Origin of the sequence: Variovorax sp. dw_954 (assembly GCF_018449755.1) — a bacterium.
In the GTDB taxonomy this organism is placed as follows: Bacteria; Pseudomonadota; Gammaproteobacteria; order Burkholderiales; family Burkholderiaceae_C; genus Variovorax.
Genome location: NZ_JAAVVD010000001.1, coordinates 598,813 through 616,488 on the forward strand (window position 1 = coordinate 598,813; position 17,676 = coordinate 616,488).

At 66.6% G+C, this 17,676-nt stretch carries 12 protein-coding genes; 3 read left to right on the forward strand and 9 right to left on the reverse strand.

The genetic code is table 11. The features are described from left to right. Window positions 1-9: 9 nt before the first annotated feature. From prmC to hemA, 3 genes are all read right to left on the reverse strand, one after another. On the reverse strand, window positions 10-843 hold the full coding sequence (gene prmC, locus HB681_RS02735) for a peptide chain release factor N(5)-glutamine methyltransferase (RefSeq protein WP_213953204.1): 834 nt from the start codon (window positions 841-843) through the stop codon (window positions 10-12). Next, entirely contained in the window at window positions 843-1,934 is a 1,092-nt protein-coding gene (prfA, locus tag HB681_RS02740; protein ID WP_213953205.1) for a peptide chain release factor 1, read from the reverse strand. Before prfA ends, prmC begins: the two co-directional genes overlap by 1 nt. A 170-nt stretch (window positions 1,935-2,104) precedes the next feature. After that, a complete protein-coding gene (hemA, locus tag HB681_RS02745) occupies window positions 2,105-3,376 on the reverse strand; it encodes a glutamyl-tRNA reductase (protein WP_213953206.1) in 1,272 nt (423 codons plus the stop codon). Window positions 3,377-3,470: 94 nt separating this feature from the next. Here hemA and HB681_RS02750 point away from each other — a divergent pair, with 94 nt between their 5' ends. Continuing rightward, complete coding sequence (locus HB681_RS02750; RefSeq protein ID WP_213953207.1) at window positions 3,471-3,749, forward strand: hypothetical protein; 279 nt, start codon at window positions 3,471-3,473, stop codon at window positions 3,747-3,749. 141 nt (window positions 3,750-3,890) lie between these two features. Here HB681_RS02750 and HB681_RS02755 read toward each other — a convergent pair whose 3' ends face one another. The 6 genes from HB681_RS02755 to ugpB form a co-directional block, all read right to left on the reverse strand. Next, window positions 3,891-6,332 carry a DUF3772 domain-containing protein gene (locus HB681_RS02755; RefSeq protein ID WP_213953208.1) on the reverse strand — a complete coding sequence of 814 codons (2,442 nt, stop codon included), beginning with the start codon at window positions 6,330-6,332 and terminating at the stop codon, window positions 3,891-3,893. Between the two features lie 43 nt (window positions 6,333-6,375). Further along, window positions 6,376-7,113, reverse strand: coding sequence for a glycerophosphodiester phosphodiesterase (gene ugpQ / locus HB681_RS02760; RefSeq protein ID WP_256734792.1), 738 nt, complete (start codon window positions 7,111-7,113; stop codon window positions 6,376-6,378). Between the two features lie 16 nt (window positions 7,114-7,129). Continuing rightward, the gene (gene ugpC, locus HB681_RS02765; protein ID WP_213953210.1) at window positions 7,130-8,137 is read right to left on the reverse strand and encodes a sn-glycerol-3-phosphate ABC transporter ATP-binding protein UgpC; all 1,008 of its coding nucleotides are present in this window, start codon (window positions 8,135-8,137) and stop codon (window positions 7,130-7,132) included. Between the two features lie 7 nt (window positions 8,138-8,144). After that, window positions 8,145-8,996 carry a sn-glycerol-3-phosphate ABC transporter permease UgpE gene (gene ugpE / locus HB681_RS02770; protein WP_213953211.1) on the reverse strand — a complete coding sequence of 284 codons (852 nt, stop codon included), beginning with the start codon at window positions 8,994-8,996 and terminating at the stop codon, window positions 8,145-8,147. Between the two features lie 388 nt (window positions 8,997-9,384). Next, window positions 9,385-10,266, reverse strand: coding sequence for a sn-glycerol-3-phosphate ABC transporter permease UgpA (gene ugpA / locus HB681_RS02775; protein WP_213953212.1), 882 nt, complete (start codon window positions 10,264-10,266; stop codon window positions 9,385-9,387). A gap of 64 nt (window positions 10,267-10,330) precedes the next feature. Next, window positions 10,331-11,641: a sn-glycerol-3-phosphate ABC transporter substrate-binding protein UgpB gene (ugpB, locus tag HB681_RS02780; RefSeq protein WP_213953213.1), complete on the reverse strand. Its 1,311-nt coding sequence runs from the start codon at window positions 11,639-11,641 to the stop codon at window positions 10,331-10,333. A 168-nt stretch (window positions 11,642-11,809) separates the two neighbouring features. Between ugpB and serA the strand changes: the two genes are divergently transcribed. Further along, window positions 11,810-13,042 (forward strand): phosphoglycerate dehydrogenase, encoded by a 1,233-nt coding sequence (gene serA / locus HB681_RS02785; protein ID WP_213953214.1) that lies wholly within the window; start codon window positions 11,810-11,812, stop codon window positions 13,040-13,042. Between the two features lie 673 nt (window positions 13,043-13,715). Then, the gene (locus HB681_RS02790; protein WP_213953215.1) at window positions 13,716-17,660 is read left to right on the forward strand and encodes an FAD/FMN-binding oxidoreductase; all 3,945 of its coding nucleotides are present in this window, start codon (window positions 13,716-13,718) and stop codon (window positions 17,658-17,660) included. Window positions 17,661-17,676 lie beyond the last annotated feature (16 nt).

Here is a 17,676-nt window from a genome sequence, read left to right on the forward strand (position 1 = left end):
TGGGGCGGATTATTTCACCGTGCGCCAGATCGCGCCGGAGCAGCGGGCGATGCCGGCAAGGTCGTCGCGGCTTTGTGCGTCGGCGAAACCCCGTTCGGTGAGAAGGGCGCGGACGGCAGGGGCCTGGTCGAAGCCGTGTTCGAGCAGCAGCCAGCCGCCGTCGGCAAGGTGGGCGGGGGCTTGCCGGATGATCTGGCGGATGTCGTCGAGGCCATCCGGGCCGGAGGCGAGCGCGCTCAAGGGTTCGTGGCGCAGGGCGGCGAGGTGGGCGTCGTCAGCGGCGATGTAGGGCGGGTTGGAGACGATGAGGTCGTAGCCGGCGTCCGCGCCGGCCAGCCAGTCGGCCTGGGTGAATCGCACCGGAAGTCGAAGGCGCTTGGCATTGGCGCGTGCGACTTCCAGCGCGGCCGCGCTGGCGTCGACCGCATCGACTTTCGAGTCGGGGCGGGCGTGCTGGAGCGCCAGGGCGATCGCGCCGCTGCCCGTGCCGAGGTCCAGCACGCGCGATGCGGCGGTGGCCGACATGAGCGTGAGAGCCCAGTCGACCAGGGTTTCCGTGTCCGGCCGAGGGACCAGCACGCGCCCATCGACTTGCAGTGCGAGGCCGTGGAATTCCTTTTCGCCGAGCAGGTAGGCGGCAGGCTCGCCGGCAGCTCGACGCGTGCAGAGCGCCTCAAATGAATTCCGTGCCGCTGGCGGCAGTTCGTCGGTGTCATGCGAGAGCAACCACGCGCGCTCGTGCACTGGCCGGCCCAGGGCATGCAGCAACAGCAACTGCGCATCGAGCCGGTCGACGCCGAGCGTTGCTGCGGCACGCAGCGCCTGCAGGATCGTCATCGCCATCAGGCGGGCAGGACGGAGGATTCCAGTTCCGCCAACTGCTCGGCCTCGCGCGCCGCCTGCAGCGCGGCCAGCACCTCGCCGAGGTCGCCCTCCATGATCGCCAGCAGCTTGTAGAGCGTGAGGTTGATGCGGTGGTCGGTGAGCCGGCCCTGCGGGAAGTTGTAGGTGCGGATGCGGTCGGAGCGGTCGCCGGTGCCGATCAGGCCCTTGCGCTCGGCAGCGTCCTTGGCGGCGCGTTCGCTGCGGTCCTTCTCCTGGATGCGGGCGGAGAGCACCTGCAGCGCCTTGGCCTTGTTGCGGTGCTGCGAGCGGTCGTCCTGGCACTCGGCCACGATGCCGGTCGGGATGTGCGTGATGCGCACGGCCGAGTCGGTCTTGTTGATGTGCTGGCCGCCGGCGCCGCTCGCACGATAGGTGTCGATGCGCAGGTCGGCCGGGTTGATCTGCACGGCGACCGCCTCGTCGGGCTCGGCCAGCACGGCGACGGTGCAGGCGCTGGTGTGGATGCGCCCCTGGGTCTCGGTGGCCGGCACGCGCTGTACGCGGTGGCCGCCCGACTCGAAGCGCAGCTTGCCGAACACGTCGTCGCCGACAACGCGGATCACGACTTCCTTGAAGCCGCCGAGTTCGCTGGGCGATTCGCTGACGATCTCGCAGCGCCAGCCCGCGCGCTCGCAGTAGCGCGTGTACATGCGCAGCAGGTCGCCCGCGAACAGGGCCGACTCGTCGCCGCCGGTGCCGGCGCGGATTTCGACGAAGGCATTGCGGGTGTCGTCGGGGTCCTTGGGCAGCAGCAGGCGTTGCAACTCGTCTTCGAGCTTTTGCAACTCGTCTTCGGCGGAGGCGATTTCTTCCTGCGCCATCTCGGCCATGTCGGGGTCGTCGAGCATTTCGCGCGCGCCGGCCAGGTCGGTCTCACGCTGCTTGAAACGCAGGTAGCGCCCGGCGATCTGCGTGACCTGGGCATGTTCCTTCGACAAGACCCGGTACTGGGCCATGTCGGCCATGATGTCTTCGCGCGAGAGCAGGAAGTCGAGTTCTTCGAGGCGCTGGGCGTAACGGTCGAGTTGCTGGCGGAGGAAGGTTTTCATGGGGACGGGGTCAGGAGCGGGAGCGGGAACCGGACGCAGAAGTCACGAAGGTTTCGCAAAGGAATGCCGGGAGATTTCTGGAGGTCCTTTTACGACCCCCACGAATCCTTGCGCCTTCTGCGTTCGGCTGTCCGCATTCGGCAGCGGACGCGCGGGGCGTGAGAGCGTCGCTAACGCTCTTTGCGCAGGAACAGGCGCGACAGGGTCTGCGCCGTCTGCTCGCGTGCGGCGCTGTCGCCGGCATGCAATTCGGCCATGGCGCCGTGCAGCATCTTCTGCGTGAGACCGCGCGACAAGGCTTCCAGCACCGTCTCGACGTCCTCGCCCTTGGCCAGCAGCTTGCGGGCGCGCGCCAGTTCGAGCGTGCGCCATTCGTCGGCCTGGGCATTGAGTTGCCGGATCAGCGGTACCGTGCCGCGCTGGGCAAGCCAGTGCATGAAGCTCTGAACGCCCGCGTCGATGATGACTTCGGCCTCGGCGACGGCGGCCTGCCGGCTGGCCTGGCCTTGCTGCACGACCTGCGCGAGGTCGTCCACGGTGTAGAGGTAGACGTCTTCAAGCTTCTTGACTTCGGGCTCGATGTCGCGCGGCACGGCCAGGTCGACCATGAATATCGGCCGGTGCTTGCGTTGCTTGAGCGCGCGCTCCACGGCGCCGAGGCCGATCAGGGGCAGCGTGCTCGCCGTGCAACTGACGACGATGTCGAATTCCGCCAGTCGGCCCGGCAGTTCGGCCAGCCGCATCGCTTCGCCGCCGAAGCGGGTGGCGAGCTTCTCGCCGCGTTCCAGGGTGCGGTTGGCAACCACGATGGATCGAGGCCGGCGCGCCGCGAAGTGCGTGGCGGCCAAGTCGATCATTTCACCGGCGCCGACGAAAAGAACGCGGGTCTTGGCGAGGTCCTCGAACAACTGCGAGGCGAGCCGGACCGACGCCGCCGCCATGCTGATCGAATGGGCGCCGATCTCGGTCGCGGTGCGCACCTCCTTGGCCACGGCGAAGGAGCGCTGGAACAACTGGTTGAGGGTGCTGCCGAGGGCGCCCGCGGTCTCGGCGGCGCGCACGGCGTCCTTCATCTGGCCCAGGATCTGCGGCTCGCCGAGCACCATCGAATCGAGCCCGCTGGCCACGCGGAAAGCATGGCGCGCGGCCTCGTCGTCGTGCAGGGTGTAGGCATGCGAACGCAGCAGCGCGGGGGCGACGCCGCCACTTTCGGCCAGCCAGCCGACCGTGTGGTCCAGCGCCATGTGCTCGGAGGCGCAATAGATCTCGGTGCGGTTGCAGGTGGAGATGATGGCCGCCTCGACCTGGGGATGCCGGTGGCTGCCGAAGGAACTGCGCAGGCTGTGCAGGGTGGGGGCGATCTGGTCGAGCGCGAACGCGAAACGACCGCGCAGGTCGAGTGGCGCGGTCGTGTGGTTCAACCCAAGGGCCCAGACAGACATCCCCCGATTATAAAATTTTGGCGCGACCCCCGGGGCGCCACATCCGCGATGCCCCCCAATCGTCGGCGTAGAAATCTTTTTCCAGCCCCTTCCGATGTCCGCGCTCGACCTGCTGAACCACCTCCTGAACTTTGTCGCGCCGGCGTTCTTCGTCACGGCTGTGCTGGCCCTGCTGGCCGGCTTCCTGATGCCCGCACGGCCGCAAGCGCCCGCCCGATGGGTGCAGTTTGCTATCAATCTCATAGCGGGTGTTGCCGTTCTGGCAGGCGGGCTCGCCTTCTTCGGGCACGACGGCATGATCGCGACCTATGCCGCACTGGTGGTCGTTTGCGGCACCGGCCAGTGGTTGCTGGCGCAGGGGTGGCGGCGCTGATGCGACTTCGCAATCAATCGCATGACTGCGTTGGATTGCCTTGCCTTGCTACTGCACTGTCTGCGGCGCTCCGCCTTGATCTGCGCCTGATTGCAAAGGCGTATGACCGGCGGACCGGCCGGGCGCGCCCGGCCGTGGGGCTCAGGTCTGCGCGGGCGGCGGCGGGCCTTCGGCGGGCGTGGCCATCGGCGTCGCGGCGCCGGAGGCGACCATCATGGTGGGCACGGAAAGCGGCAGGTCGGCGGTGCGCAAGGCGTCGAGGATCTCGAACATCAGGTCGCTGCGCACGCCGCCGGCCAGGCGCGGGCTGGCCACGAACGCGATCGCCTGGAAGATCAGCGCGCCGCCTTCGACGCCTTCCAGCGTGACCGAGGGGGACGGCGTCGGCAGCACCTCGGAATGCGTGTTGCAGGCGGCCAGCATCAGGGCACGGACCTTCTTCGCATCGGTCGACAGCGGCATGGGCAGGCGGATCAGCACGCGGCCCTCGGCATTGGCCAAGGTCATGTTGCGCACGATCTTGGTGATGAACTCCGAGTTGGGCACGATCAGCGTCGAGCGGTCACCCAGCTGGATCTCTGTGGCGCGCACGTTGATGCGCCGCACGTCGCCCTCCGACGTGCCCAGGACCACCCAGTCGCCGACCTTGACCGGACGCTCGGCCAGCAGGATCAGCCCCGAGATGAAGTTCTGCACGATCGCCTGCAAGCCGAAGCCGATGCCCACCGACAGCGCGCTCGCCACCCAGGCGATGCGGTTGACGCCGATGCCCAGCGCCGACATTGCGAACGCCACCACCAGCACGCTGCCGACGTAGCCGAGCAGCGTGGAGATCGAGCTTTGCATGCCGGGCTCGAGCGAGGTGCTCGGCAGGTAGCGTTGCGAGAGCCAGCGCTTGAGCACGCGTACCGCGATGAAGCCGGCCACCGCCACGCCGAGCGCGCTGAAGATGGCGCCGGGCACCAGTTCGAATTCACCGACCTTGAAGCCGGAACCGAACTTACCGCTGCGCTGGAACACCTCGCCGGGTCCGCTGCCCAAGGGCGCCATCAAGGCGATCAGCATGTAGAAGAAGACCGCCACGCGGCTGACGCCGGAGAGCAGCACGGCGGCCTGGTCGAGCGTTTGCGGCGCGAAGCCGAAGCTCTTCTGCAATCGCACGCCGAACCTGCTTTTCGACGAGACGACCGCGGTGAAGAGGTCGTCCGAGAACTTGAACATCACGTACGACGCAGCCGCGACGATGCCGCCCCAGGTCAGCTGGCCGGCCAGGAAGCTGGCGAGCGCGACAAAGCCGATGGCCACCAGCACCCAGATGACGACGATCACGACCATCACCGCGCTCAGCAGCACGCCGACCCAGATCGGCCGGTCGACGGGCACTGGCGCATCGGCCGTGGTTGCGCCGGGCGGGGCAGGCGGCGGCGCAGCGTCCGGCCCCAGCCGCAGCACGATCGCGGCGATCAGCGCCGTGAGCGCCAGCGCGGTGATCACGTGCGTCGCCAGCACGGCAGCGAAGCTCGCATCGATCACCGCGTTGACCTGGGCCGGCGCCCACACCATGGCACCGATGAGCCCGATGAGCCAGGGGTAGGGCGCAAGCCGTCGCGCCATGTCGTCCGACATCGGCGGCAGTCGCCACGAGGGCCGCTTGACCGACAGCAGCGCGCGCCCGAGGCCGACCACGAAGGAGATGAAGATGCTCGCCGCGACCACGGCCTGCGCCACCTTGCGCGTCTGCTCGCCGAGCGCGCCGTTGTCGTCGAGCACCGACGCCAGCCATTGCGCGGAAGCACCGACCAGCAGCACGTTGGCGCCGACGAAGGCGATGACCAGCAGCGAGCGGCGAAGCCGGCCGGGCGGCAGCAGCCGCGTGGCCAGCCGCAGCAGCGCGCTCTCGGCCAGCAGGTTGCCGAGCACGGCGACCAGCAGCGCCGCCACGAAGGTGAGCAGCACCTTGGTACGGTGCTGCGGCTCGCTCGCGACCGCCGCACCGCGGCGCATCTCATCCCACAGCGCGCGCAGCCGCGAAATGTCGTCGGGCCATGCGTCGCGGATGTCGAGCCAGAAGGCGCCGCCCAGTGGCGACGATGCGCGCTCGGTGAGCTGTGCTTCGAACAGCTTGCGACGCTGGTTCACCAGGTCGGTGCCGCGCTGCCGCGCATCGATGGCAAGCAGCTTGGCCAGGCGTATGTCGGAATCCAGCGCATTGCGTTGCTTGGTGAGCGCCGCGCGCTGGCGCGTGATGCTCGGGTCTTCGGTGCCGGGTGCAGCGGGCGCCGCACCGAGTTCGCCGAGCCGCGCGTTGAGATCGGCCAGCGGCGCGGTGCGTGCGTTGATGAAGGCGTCGACCTGCGCCGCGATCGCATTGATCTGCGCCAGCAGTGCGCGCAGGCCGTCGTTGTCGTCGGCGCTGGCGGGCAACTTCGAGAAGCGGGCGCGCAAGTCGGCGATGTTGATGTCGGGCGCTTCTTGCGTCGACTCCGCGGCAGCTTGCGCGCTGGCGACGGGCGCCTGTGCCAGAGCCGGCCCCATCAGCAGCAGGGCGAGCAGCGCGGCGCAGCAGCGTGAAATCAGGGTCATCGCCACATCATAGGAGGCGCGTCCCGGCGCCGTCGTAGGCGCGCTACGCCAACGGGCTGAACAGGTCGACGCGGTCGGTGATGATGCCGTCGGTGCCGAGCGCGAGCAGGCGCTCTGCCGCCCACTCGTCGTTGACGGTGTAGCTCAGCGTGCGCATGCCGGCGGCCTGCGCGCTGGCTACGGTATGGCGGTCCCACAGGGCATGGTTGCAGACGATGGCGACGCAGCCGAGCCGCTGCGCGGTCACGAGCCAATCGGGATGCGGGGTGTCGAGCAGCAGGCCGCGCGGCAGGTCCGGCGCGGCGTCGCGAGCGGCGGCCAGCGCGTCGGGCTCGAAGGAGGTGAGCAGCGGCGGCACGTCTGTTGGCTGCCAGAGTTCGGCCGCGCGCCGTGCCACGACCTTGCCGGTGCGCTCGGCGCTGCCAGGCGTCGGCTTGATCTCGATGTTGAGCATGTAGCGGTTGTGCAGGCAGTAGCGCGCGATGCTCTCGAAGGTGGGGAGCGGCTCGCCTGCGAACCCGCGCGAATGCCAGCCGCCGGCATCGAGCATGGACAGCTCCGCCCACGCCTTGTCGCCGCCGACGCCGTGGCCGCTGGTGGTGCGCTGCAAGCTCGCGTCATGCATGAGGAAGGGCACGTCGTCGGCGCTCAGCTTCACGTCGCATTCGAACATGCGGTAGCCATGCGAGGCGCCGACGCGTAATGCGGCCAGCGTGTTCTCGGGCGCCAGCTTGCCGGCGCCGCGGTGCGCGATCCAGCGGGGGTAGGGCCAGTTCGTCAAATCGTTGGCCCCATGCTCATGACGCGCGCTTGCCGGACCCGGCATCGAACCAGTGCAGCTTGTCCTTGCGCGCCGCGATCTTCACGGTGTCGCCGGCGACGGGCGGGTGATCGCTTTCGTCGGTGCGCATGATGATCTGCTCCTCGCCGATGCGGCCGTAGACCAGGCGCTCGGCGCCGAGCAGTTCCACCGATTCCACCTGCACCGTCCAGCCGCTTTCGTCGAGCGACAGGTGCTCCGGGCGGATACCGAGAATCTGCCCCGGGCGTACGCCGGGCGCATGGTGCAGCAGGTTCATCGGCGGCGAGCCCATGAAGCTGGCGACGAAGGTGGTGGCCGGCCGGTTGTAGACCTCCTCGGGCGCAGCGAATTGGTCCATCACGCCGCCATTCATCACGATGATGCGCTGCGCGAGCGTCATGGCCTCGACCTGGTCGTGCGTCACGAAAAGCGAGGTGATGCCGAGTTCGCGGTGCAGCTTCTGGATCTCGATGCGGGTCTGCGCGCGCAGCTTGGCGTCCAGGTTGGACAGCGGCTCGTCGAACAGGAACACCTTCGGCTGCCGCACGATGGCGCGGCCCATCGCCACGCGCTGGCGCTGGCCGCCGGAGAGCTCGCGCGGCTTGCGCTTGAGCAGCTGGCCGAGTTCGAGGATCTTCGCGGCCTTGTCGACGCGCGTCTTGATCTCCGGCACCGGCACCTTGGCGATCTTGAGCCCGTAGGCCATGTTGTCGAACACGCTCATGTGCGGATAGAGCGCGTAGTTCTGGAACACCATCGCGATGTCGCGCTCCGAGGGTTCCAGGTCGTTCACCACGCGCTCGCCGATGCGGATCTCGCCGCTGGAGATGTCCTCCAGCCCCGCCACCATGCGCAGCAGCGTGGACTTGCCGCAGCCCGAGGGCCCGACGATGACGATGAACTCGTGGTCGGCGATCTCGGCGCTCACGCCGTGGATGACCTGGTTGGCTTTCGGCCCGTGGCCGTAGCGCTTGATGACGTTGCGAAGGGAGAGGGCTGCCATTGTTCTCTTATTTTTCCGTGTCCACGAGGCCCTTGACGAACCATTTCTGCATGAGCACCACGACCAGCGCCGGCGGCAGCATCGCGAGGATGGCGGTGGCCATGACCACGTTCCATTCGTTCTGCGAATCGCCGCCCGCGATCAGGCGCTTGATGCCGACCACGATCGGGTACATGTCTTCGCCGGTGGTCGCCAGCAGCGGCCAGAGGTACTGGTTCCAGCCGTAGATGAACTGGATCACGAACAGCGCCGCGATCGAGGTCTTCGACAGTGGCAGCAGGATATCCAGGAAGAAGCGCATCGGGCTGGCGCCATCCATGCGCGAGGCTTCGGTGAGTTCGTCCGGCACCGTCATGAAGAACTGGCGGAACAGGAAGGTCGCCGTGGCCGAAGCAATCAGCGGCACCGTGAGCCCGGCGTAGGTGTTGAGCATGTTCAGGTCCGACAGCACCTTGTAGGTCGGCAGGATGCGCACTTCCACCGGCAGCATCAGCGTCACGAAGATCATCCAGAAGCAGATCTTCTTGAACGGAAAGCGGAAGTAGACGATGGCGAAGGCCGACAGCAGCGAGATCGAGATCTTGCCGATGGAGATGACCAGGGCCGTCACCAGGCTCACCCACAGCATGTGGGCCACCGGGGCGTTGGAACCGGCACTGGTCGCGCGCCCGAACAGCGCCGACTTGTAGCTTTCCAGCATGTGGTTGCCGGGCAGCAGCGGCATCGGCGTCTGCACGATCTCCTGCGCCGTATGCGTGGACGCCACGAACGCCAGGTAGATCGGAAAGGCGACGATGAGCACGCCGAGCACCATCACCACGTGGGCGAGGATGCCTTTGGTTCCGCGTTTTTCGACCATGTCAGTGCTCCATGGCGTGGTGCGTCCGCGTTGACGCATAAGACCCGGGCGAGAGCAGGGGCGCGGTCCGAGGGCGGCGGGTATCCCCCTCCGCGAATGTCCCCCGGCCTTCGGCCTCCTCCTTTATTTCGCTGCGGGGGATACCCACCGCCCTTGGCCCAGGACACGCTGTGTCGTACTGGCCGCTCAATGACGGCGCGTCCGGATCGCGTCGATGGTGTGCTCTGCGCAGCGAAATAAAGGAGGAGCTGGCAGTCGAAGTCTGACGGCGGGGGACATTCGCGGAGCAGAGTACGCCGTCGGCGTGATCCCGCCCCCAACGCCTCAAATGCCCCAAATGCCGGGCCTCGGCAGGCATCGAACGTCGCATTCGTTGGAGGTGTTTCATCTAGTACTGGACTTTTTTCTCGACGTAGCGGAACTGGACGATCGTCAGCACGATGACCACCGCCATCAGCACCACCGATTGCGCGGCCGACCCACCGAGGTCCATCGCCTGAAAGCCGTCGTGGTAGACCTTGTAGACAAGGATGGAGGTGTCCTGCCCCGGCCCGCCGTTGGTCGCCGCGTGCACGATGGCGAAGGTGTCGAAGAAGGCGTACACGATGTTCATCACTAGCAGGAAGAACGTGGTCGGCGAGAGCAGCGGGAACTGCACCGTCCAGAAGCGGCGCCACGGCCGCGCACCGTCGATGGCAGCGGCTTCGATCAGCGACTTCGGGATCGATTGCAGGCCGGCCAGGAAGAACAGGAAGTTGTAGGAGATCTGCTTCCATACCGCGGCGAGCACGATCAGCGTCATGGCGTGGCGCGAGTTGAGCAGGTGATTCCAGTCGAAGCCCAGCTTGCCGAGCGCATAGGCGACCACGCCCAGCGACGGCGAGAACATGAAGACCCACAGCACCGCAGCCACCGAGGGCGCGACCGCATACGGCAGGATCAGCATCGTCTTGTAGAACATGCCGCCGCGCACGATGCGATCGGCAAACACGGCCAGGACCAGCGACAGGCTGATGCCGATGCCCGCCACCAATGACGAGAACAAGGCCGTGGTCTTGAACGACTCGATGTACGCCGGGTCTTCGAACAGTTGCTTGAAGTTCTCCGTCCCGACGAATTCGACCGAGGTGCCGAACGCGTCCTGCTGCTGCATCGATTGCAGGATGGCCTGCCCGGCCGGCCAGAAGAAAAACACCAGGATGACCAGCATCTGCGGCGCGAGCAACGCCCAGGGCAGCCAGCCGGAACGAAAGAAGACGCGTTTTTCCATGGTGCCTCAAAAGAGAAAGCCCGCCGGCTGTCGATTCGGCGGGCTGGGCGAGTCTACTTGGACGTTAACCCTTGTTTGCCTTCTGGAAGCGCTCCAGTTGCTCGTTGCCCCGCTTCACGATTTCATCGAGCGCGTCCTTCGCGGTCTTCTTGCCATTCCAGACCTGTTCGAGCTCTTCGTCCTCGATCGCGCGCACCTGAACGTAGTTGCCCAGGCGGATGCCGCGGCTCTTGTCGGTGACCTTGCGGATCATCTGCGTGACGGCGACGTCGGTGCCGGGGTTCTCCTTGTAGAAGCCGGACTTCTCGGTGAGCTGGTAGGCGGCCGTGGTGACTGGCAGGTAGCCGGTGCGCTTGTGGCTGGCGGACTGCACTTCAGGCGTGGAGATGAAGCTGAAGAACTTGGCGATGCCCTTGTACTGGGCCGGCTTCTTGCCCGACATGACCCAGAGGCTGGCGCCGCCGATCACGGTGTTCTGCGGTGCGCCGGGCACGTCCTGGTAGTAGGGCAGGGGCGCCAGGCCGTAGGCGAACTTGGCGTTCTTGGCCACGTTGCCGTAGAAGCCCGAGGAGGTGTTGATCATGGCGCACTCGCCCGAGATGAACGAGGCTTCAGGCACGTTGCCACGGCCCTTGTAGACGAACAGGCCCTGCTTGGCCATGTTGGCCAGGTTCTCGATGTGGCGCACGTGCAGCGGCGAGTCGACTTTCATGCGCGCGTCGAGCCCGGCCAGGCCGTTGCTCTTGGTCGCGAATTCGACGTTGTGCCAGGCCGAGAAGCTCTCGAGCTGCGTCCAGCCCTGCCAGGCGGTGGTGAACGGGCACTTGTGGCCGGAGGCCTTGAGCTTGGCGGCGGCGTTGACGACCTCGGGCCAGGTCGTCGGGGCCTTGTCGGTCGGCAGGCCGGCGGCCTTGAAGGCATCCTTGTTGAAATAGAAGATGGTGGTCGAGCTGTTGAACGGGAAGCTCAGCATCTGGCCGTTGGGTGCCGTGTAATAGCCCGCCACCGCCGAGATGTAGGCGCTCGGGTCGAACTTCTCGCCCGCATCCTTCATGACCTGGCCTACCGGAACGATCGCGCCCTTGCTGGCCATCATGGTGGCCGTGCCGACCTCGAACACCTGCAGGATGTCGGGCGCGTTGCCGGCGCGGAAGGCGGCGACCGCGGCAGTCATGGACTCGTCGTAGCTGCCCTTGAAGGTCGGGACGATCTTGTATTCCTTCTGGCTCTCGTTGAACTGCTTGGCCAGGTCGTTGACCCATTCGTTGTTGACGGCGGTCATCGAGTGCCACCACTGGATCTCGGTCTGGGCCTGGGCCGTGCCGACCAGCGTGGCAACCAGTGCCGAGGCCACGGCGAGCGTCTTGAATCGCATGAAAAGACTCCTGAGGGAGAGGTGAGGAAGGCGCGGATGTTATGGCAGCTGCGTGACAGTGCCGAGGCGCGTTTGTCGCATGTGCAACGCGGCGGGTCCAAGCGGGGAAACCCTTTCGGGCATGGCCGCACAGGGTGTATGTTGCAACGCACCATGCTAGCCTTTGGCATGACCACCAAGACCTCCCTGGACAAAAGCAAGATCAAGTTCCTGTTGCTCGAAGGCGTGCATCCGTCGGCGCTCGAAGTGATTCGCGGCGCGGGCTATTCGCAGATCGAGACGCTGCCGAAGGCGCTTCAAGGCGAAGAGCTGAAGGCGAAGCTCGCCGATGTGCATTTCCTGGGCATCCGCTCGCAGAGCCAGCTCACGGCCGACGTGCTGGCGAGCGCGTCGAAGCTGGTGGCGGTGGGGTGCTTCTGCATCGGCACCAACCAGGTGGACCTGAACGCGGCGCGCGAGCGCGGGATTGCCGTCTTCAACGCCCCTTACTCCAACACCCGCTCCGTCGCGGAACTGGTGCTGGCCGAGGCGATCCTGCTGATGCGCGGCATTCCGGAGAAGAACGCGATCTCGCATCGCGGCGGCTGGCTCAAGTCGGCTGCCAATTCGAACGAGATCCGCGGCAAGACGCTGGGCATCGTGGGCTATGGATCGATCGGCACGCAGTTGTCGGTGCTGGCCGAGGCGCTGGGGATGCAGGTGGCGTTCTACGACGTGGTGAGCAAGCTGCCGCTGGGCAATGCGCGCCAGGTGGCCGACCTGCATGACCTGCTGGGCCAGAGCGACGTGGTGACGCTGCACGTGCCGGAGCTTGCGTCGACGAAATGGATGATCGGCGCGGCCGAGATCGCGGCGATGAAGCCGGCGAGCGTGCTGATCAACGCGGCGCGGGGCTCGGTGGTGGTGATCGAGGCGCTGGCGGAAGCGATCAAGGCGAAGAAGCTGCGCGGCGCCGCGATCGATGTGTTCCCGGTGGAGCCGGGCAGCAACAACGAGGAGTTCCAGTCGCCGCTGCGCGGTCTGGACAACGTGATCCTGACGCCGCACGTCGGCGGCTCGACGGCGGAGGCGCAGGCCAACATCGGGCTGGAGGTGGCCGAGAAGCTGGTGAAGTACAGCGACAACGGCACCTCGACGTCGTCGGTCAATTTCCCCGAGGTGGCGCTGCCGGCGCATCCGGGCAAGCATCGGCTGCTGCACATCCACGCCAACGTGCCGGGCGTGCTGTCGGCGATCAACCAGGTGTTCGCGGACAACCAGATCAATATCTCGTCGCAGTACCTGCAGACGAACGAGAAGGTGGGGTACGTGGTGATCGACATCGACGCGGAGTCGTCGGACCTGGCGCTGGAGAAGCTGGCGCAGGTGCCGGGGACGATTCGGAGTCGGGTGTTGTTCTGAGCTTGCGTAGCCGTTCGACACGTTGGGGGCGCGGCGGCGGTCGGCACGCGGTACGGGCCGGCCGACCCTGCTGCGGCGGCCACTTCGGGGCTCCCTTGCGCTGCTCGCTTTGGGCGGGGTCCACATGAACTCGCTTCGCTCAAACAGCATGTGGCCCTGATCCGCCCAAAGCTGCGCTCCTCAGCACCGCAGAAGGGATCGCCCAACCCGCACCGCATACCGCCCGCCGCCGTGGGCACGCCGGTGGTCTTGCTAACGCAGTTCGTCGCCATGGGCAGGCTGTTGGTCTTCCTCCCTCTCCCTCTGGGAGAGGGCCGGGGTGAGAGCACCCCCCTCCCAATAGGGGCGCGGGCGTCCGCACCCCCCAAGCCTGGTACGCGGTACGGGCTGGCCGACCCTTCTGCGCCGCCGAGCAGCGCAGCGTTTCGCGGATCAGGGCTGGCGATTGTCTGAGCGAAGCGAGTTCGAGCCAGCCCCCGCGAAACGCGGGCAGCGCAGGGCAGCCGCGCGGCGGCCGGTGCAGTAGGGTCGGCCGGTCCGTGCCGCGTACCGGGCGCTCTCAGCGGAGAACACCCCCCAACCAACCCACCAATCCATAAGCCCAAGTCCCCTGACCTAAAATCATCGGCCCCCTGGTTCGTGGGCGCGCTGCGCCCGACCGAGGCCATCCCCGATGAATGCTCCGACCGCGTTGACCGCGTTGTTGTCGCAGGCCGAAGAGCCCGTGCGACTCCGCGAGATCCCGTACAACTACACCAGCTTCTCCGACCGCGAAATCGTGATCCGCCTGCTCGGCGCGCGCGGCTGGGAATTGCTGCAAGTGCTCCGCAGCGAGCGCCGCACCGGCCGCTCGGCCCGCATGCTCTATGAGGTGCTGGGCGACATCTGGGTCGTGCAGCGCAATCCCTATCTCGTCGACGACCTGCTCGACAATCCGCGCCGCCGCGGCCAGCTCGTCGATGCGCTCAACCACCGGCTCACCGAAGTCGGCAAGCGCCGCACACCCGATATCGACGCCCAGCGCGATGCGCTCGTCGGCGAACTGGCCGGCCTGGTGTCGCAGGCCATCGCCACTTTCGACCTCATGTTCAGGGACGTGGCCGCGTTGCGCCGCAAGGCCACGCGCGCCTTCCGCAAGCTCACGGCCAAGGACAACGTCAAGTTCGACGGCCTGTCGCGCGTATCGCACGTCACCGACGCCACCGACTGGCGCGTGGAATATCCCTTCGTCGTGCTCTGTCCCGACACCGAGGCCGAGATGGCGCTGCTGGTCAAGGGCTGCATCGAGCTGGGCCTGACCATCATCCCGCGCGGCGGCGGCACCGGCTACACCGGCGGCGCGATCCCGCTGACCTGGAACAGCGCGGTCATCAACACCGAGAAGCTGGAGGCGATGACCGAGGTCGAGATGGTCTCGCTTCCCGGCCTCGAACAACCCGTGCCGACGATCTGGAGCGAAGCCGGCGTCGTCACCCAGCGTGTGGCCGATGCGGCCGAGCGCGCGGGCTATGTCTTCGCAGTCGACCCGACCTCCGCCGAGGCTTCGTGCGTGGGCGGCAACGTCGCCATGAACGCCGGCGGCAAGAAGGCCGTGCTGTGGGGCACGGCGCTCGACAACCTCGCCTCCTGGCGCATGGTGACGCCGCAGGCCGAATGGCTCGAAGTCACGCGCATCGGCCACAACCTCGGCAAGATCCATGACGCCGAAAGCGCCGTGTTCGAGTTGCAGTACTTCGCGGCCGACGGCAAGACGAAGTTGCGCACCGAGCGGCTCGACATTCCCGGCAAGACCTTCCGCAAGGAAGGCCTCGGCAAGGACGTGACCGACAAGTTCCTCTCGGGACTGCCCGGCATCCAGAAGGAAGGCTGCGACGGCCTCATCACGAGCTGCCGCTGGGTGGTGCACCGCATGCCGGCGCACACGCGCACGGTGTGCCTCGAGTTCTTTGGCAATGCCAAGGACGCGGTCCCGAGCATCGTCGAGATCAAGGACTTCATGTTCGCCGAGCAGAAGCGCTCGGGCGTGCTGCTGGCCGGCCTGGAGCACCTGGACGACCGCTACCTCAAGGCGGTCGGCTATGCCACCAAGTCGAAGAAGCACGGCGGCCTGCCGAAGATGGTGCTGTTCGGCGATATCGCCGGCGACGATGCCGACGACGTGGCCCGCGCGACCTCCGAGGTGGTGCGCATTGCCAATTCGCGCAGCGGCGAAGGCTTCATCGCGATCAGCCCCGAGGCGCGCAAGAAGTTCTGGCTCGACCGCAAGCGCACCGCGGCCATCAGCCGGCACACCAACGCCTTCAAGATCAACGAGGACGTGGTGATCCCGCTGCCGCGCATGGCCGAGTACACCGACGGCATCGAGCGCATCAACATCGAGCTGAGCCTGCAGAACAAGCTGGCCTTTGCCGGTGAACTCGAAGCCTTCTTCTCGCGCGGCAACCTGCCGCTGGGCAAGACCGACGATGCCAATGACATTCCTTCGGCCGAGCTGCTGGAAGACCGCGTCGGGCAGGCCATTGCGCTGGTCCAGGAAGTGCGCGCGCTGTGGGCGAGCTGGCTGCAGGACATCGACGCGCTGTTCCCGCAACTTCAGGACCACACGCTGCGTGCCAGCTGGAAGACGCAGCTGCGCGCGCCGCTGCAGCAAATCTTCTCGGGCGCCGAGTTCGTGCCGATCCTCGACGAGTGCAATGCCATTCACCAGCGCGTGCTCAAGGGCCGCGTCTGGGTCGCGCTGCACATGCATGCGGGCGACGGCAATGTGCACACGAACATTCCGGTCAACAGCGACAACTACGAGATGCTGCAGACCGCGCATGCGGCGGTGGTGCGGATCATGGCGCTGGCGCGGTCGCTGGATGGGGTGATCTCGGGGGAGCACGGAATCGGGATCACGAAGCTGGAGTTTTTGAGCGACGAGGAGTTGCAGCCGTTCATGGACTACAAGGCGCGGGTGGATCCGGAGGGGCGGTTCAACAAGGGGAAGCTGCTGCGCAGCCCCTCGCCCCGGCCCGCTCCCGCGAGCGGGGGTCAGTCACTTCCTCTGCCGCACGCGGCAGAGGAAAAGGGCGAGGGCGTTGGCTTGATCCATGCGGATCTCACCAACGCCTATACCCCGAGCTTCGGCCTCATGGGCCACGAGTCGCTGATCATGCAGCAGAGCGACATCGGCGCCATCGCCGACAGCGTCAAGGACTGCCTGCGCTGCGGCAAGTGCAAGCCGGTCTGCGCCACGCATGTGCCGCGCGCCAACCTGCTCTATTCGCCGCGCAACAAGATCCTCGCGACCTCGCTGCTGGTCGAAGCCTTCCTGTACGAAGAGCAGACGCGGCGCGGCATCAGCATCAAGCACTGGGAAGAGTTCGAGGACGTGGCCGACCACTGCACCGTCTGCCACAAGTGCCTGACGCCGTGCCCGGTGAAGATCGACTTCGGCGACGTGTCGATGAACATGCGCAACCTGTTGCGCAAGATGGGGCAGAAGTCTTTCCGCCCCGGCAATGCGGCCGCCATGCTGTTCCTGAACGCGACCAGCCCGCAGACCATCAAGGCGATGCGCGTCGGCATGGTCGACATCGGCTTCAAGGCGCAGCGCCTGGCCAACGACCTGCTGCGTGGGCTCGCGAAGAAGCAGACCGCCGCGCCGCCCGCCACGCTGGGCCCGGCGCCGGTGAAGGAACAGGTCATCCACTTCATCAACAAGAAGATGCCGGGCGGCCTGCCGAAGAAGACGGCGCGTGCGCTGCTCGACATCGAGGACGCGGACTACGTGCCGATCATCCGCAACCCGAAGGCCACGACCTCGGAGACGGAAGCCGTGTTCTATTTCCCCGGCTGCGGTTCGGAGCGCCTGTTCTCGCAGGTCGGCCTGGCCACGCAGGCGATGCTCTGGCATGCCGGCGTGCAGACGGTGCTGCCGCCGGGTTACCTCTGCTGCGGCTATCCGCAGCGCGGCAGCGGCCAGTTCGACAAGGCCGAGAAGATGATCACCGACAACCGCGTGCTCTTCCACCGCGTCGCCAACACGCTCAACTACCTCGACATCAAGACGGTGGTGGTGAGCTGCGGCACCTGCTACGACCAGCTGCAGGGCTACCAGTTCGACAAGATCTTCCCCGGCTGCCGGATCATCGACATCCACGAATACCTGCTCGAGAAGGGCATCACGCTCGACACGTCGCAAGGCGCCGGCTACCTGTACCACGACCCTTGCCACAGCCCGATGAAGCTGCAGGACCCGATGAAAACGGTCAAGGCGCTGGTCGGCGACAACGTGCTCAAGAACGACCGCTGCTGCGGCGAGTCCGGCACGCTGGGCGTGACGCGACCCGACATCTCGACGCAGATCCGTTTCCGCAAGGAAGAGGAACTGAAGAAGGGCGAGGCCGCGCTGCGCGATTCCGGCAAGGTCGGCGCCAAGGACAACGTCAAGATCCTCACCAGTTGCCCGAGTTGCCTTCAGGGCCTCTCCCGCTACGGCAACGACCTGAACAACGGCTTGCTCGAAGCCGACTACATCGTGGTGGAGATGGCCAACCGCATCCTGGGTGAAGACTGGCTGCCCGAATACGTTGCAGCCGCCAACCATGGCGGCATCGAGCGAGTGCTGGTGTGACGGTGACCTGGGCAAG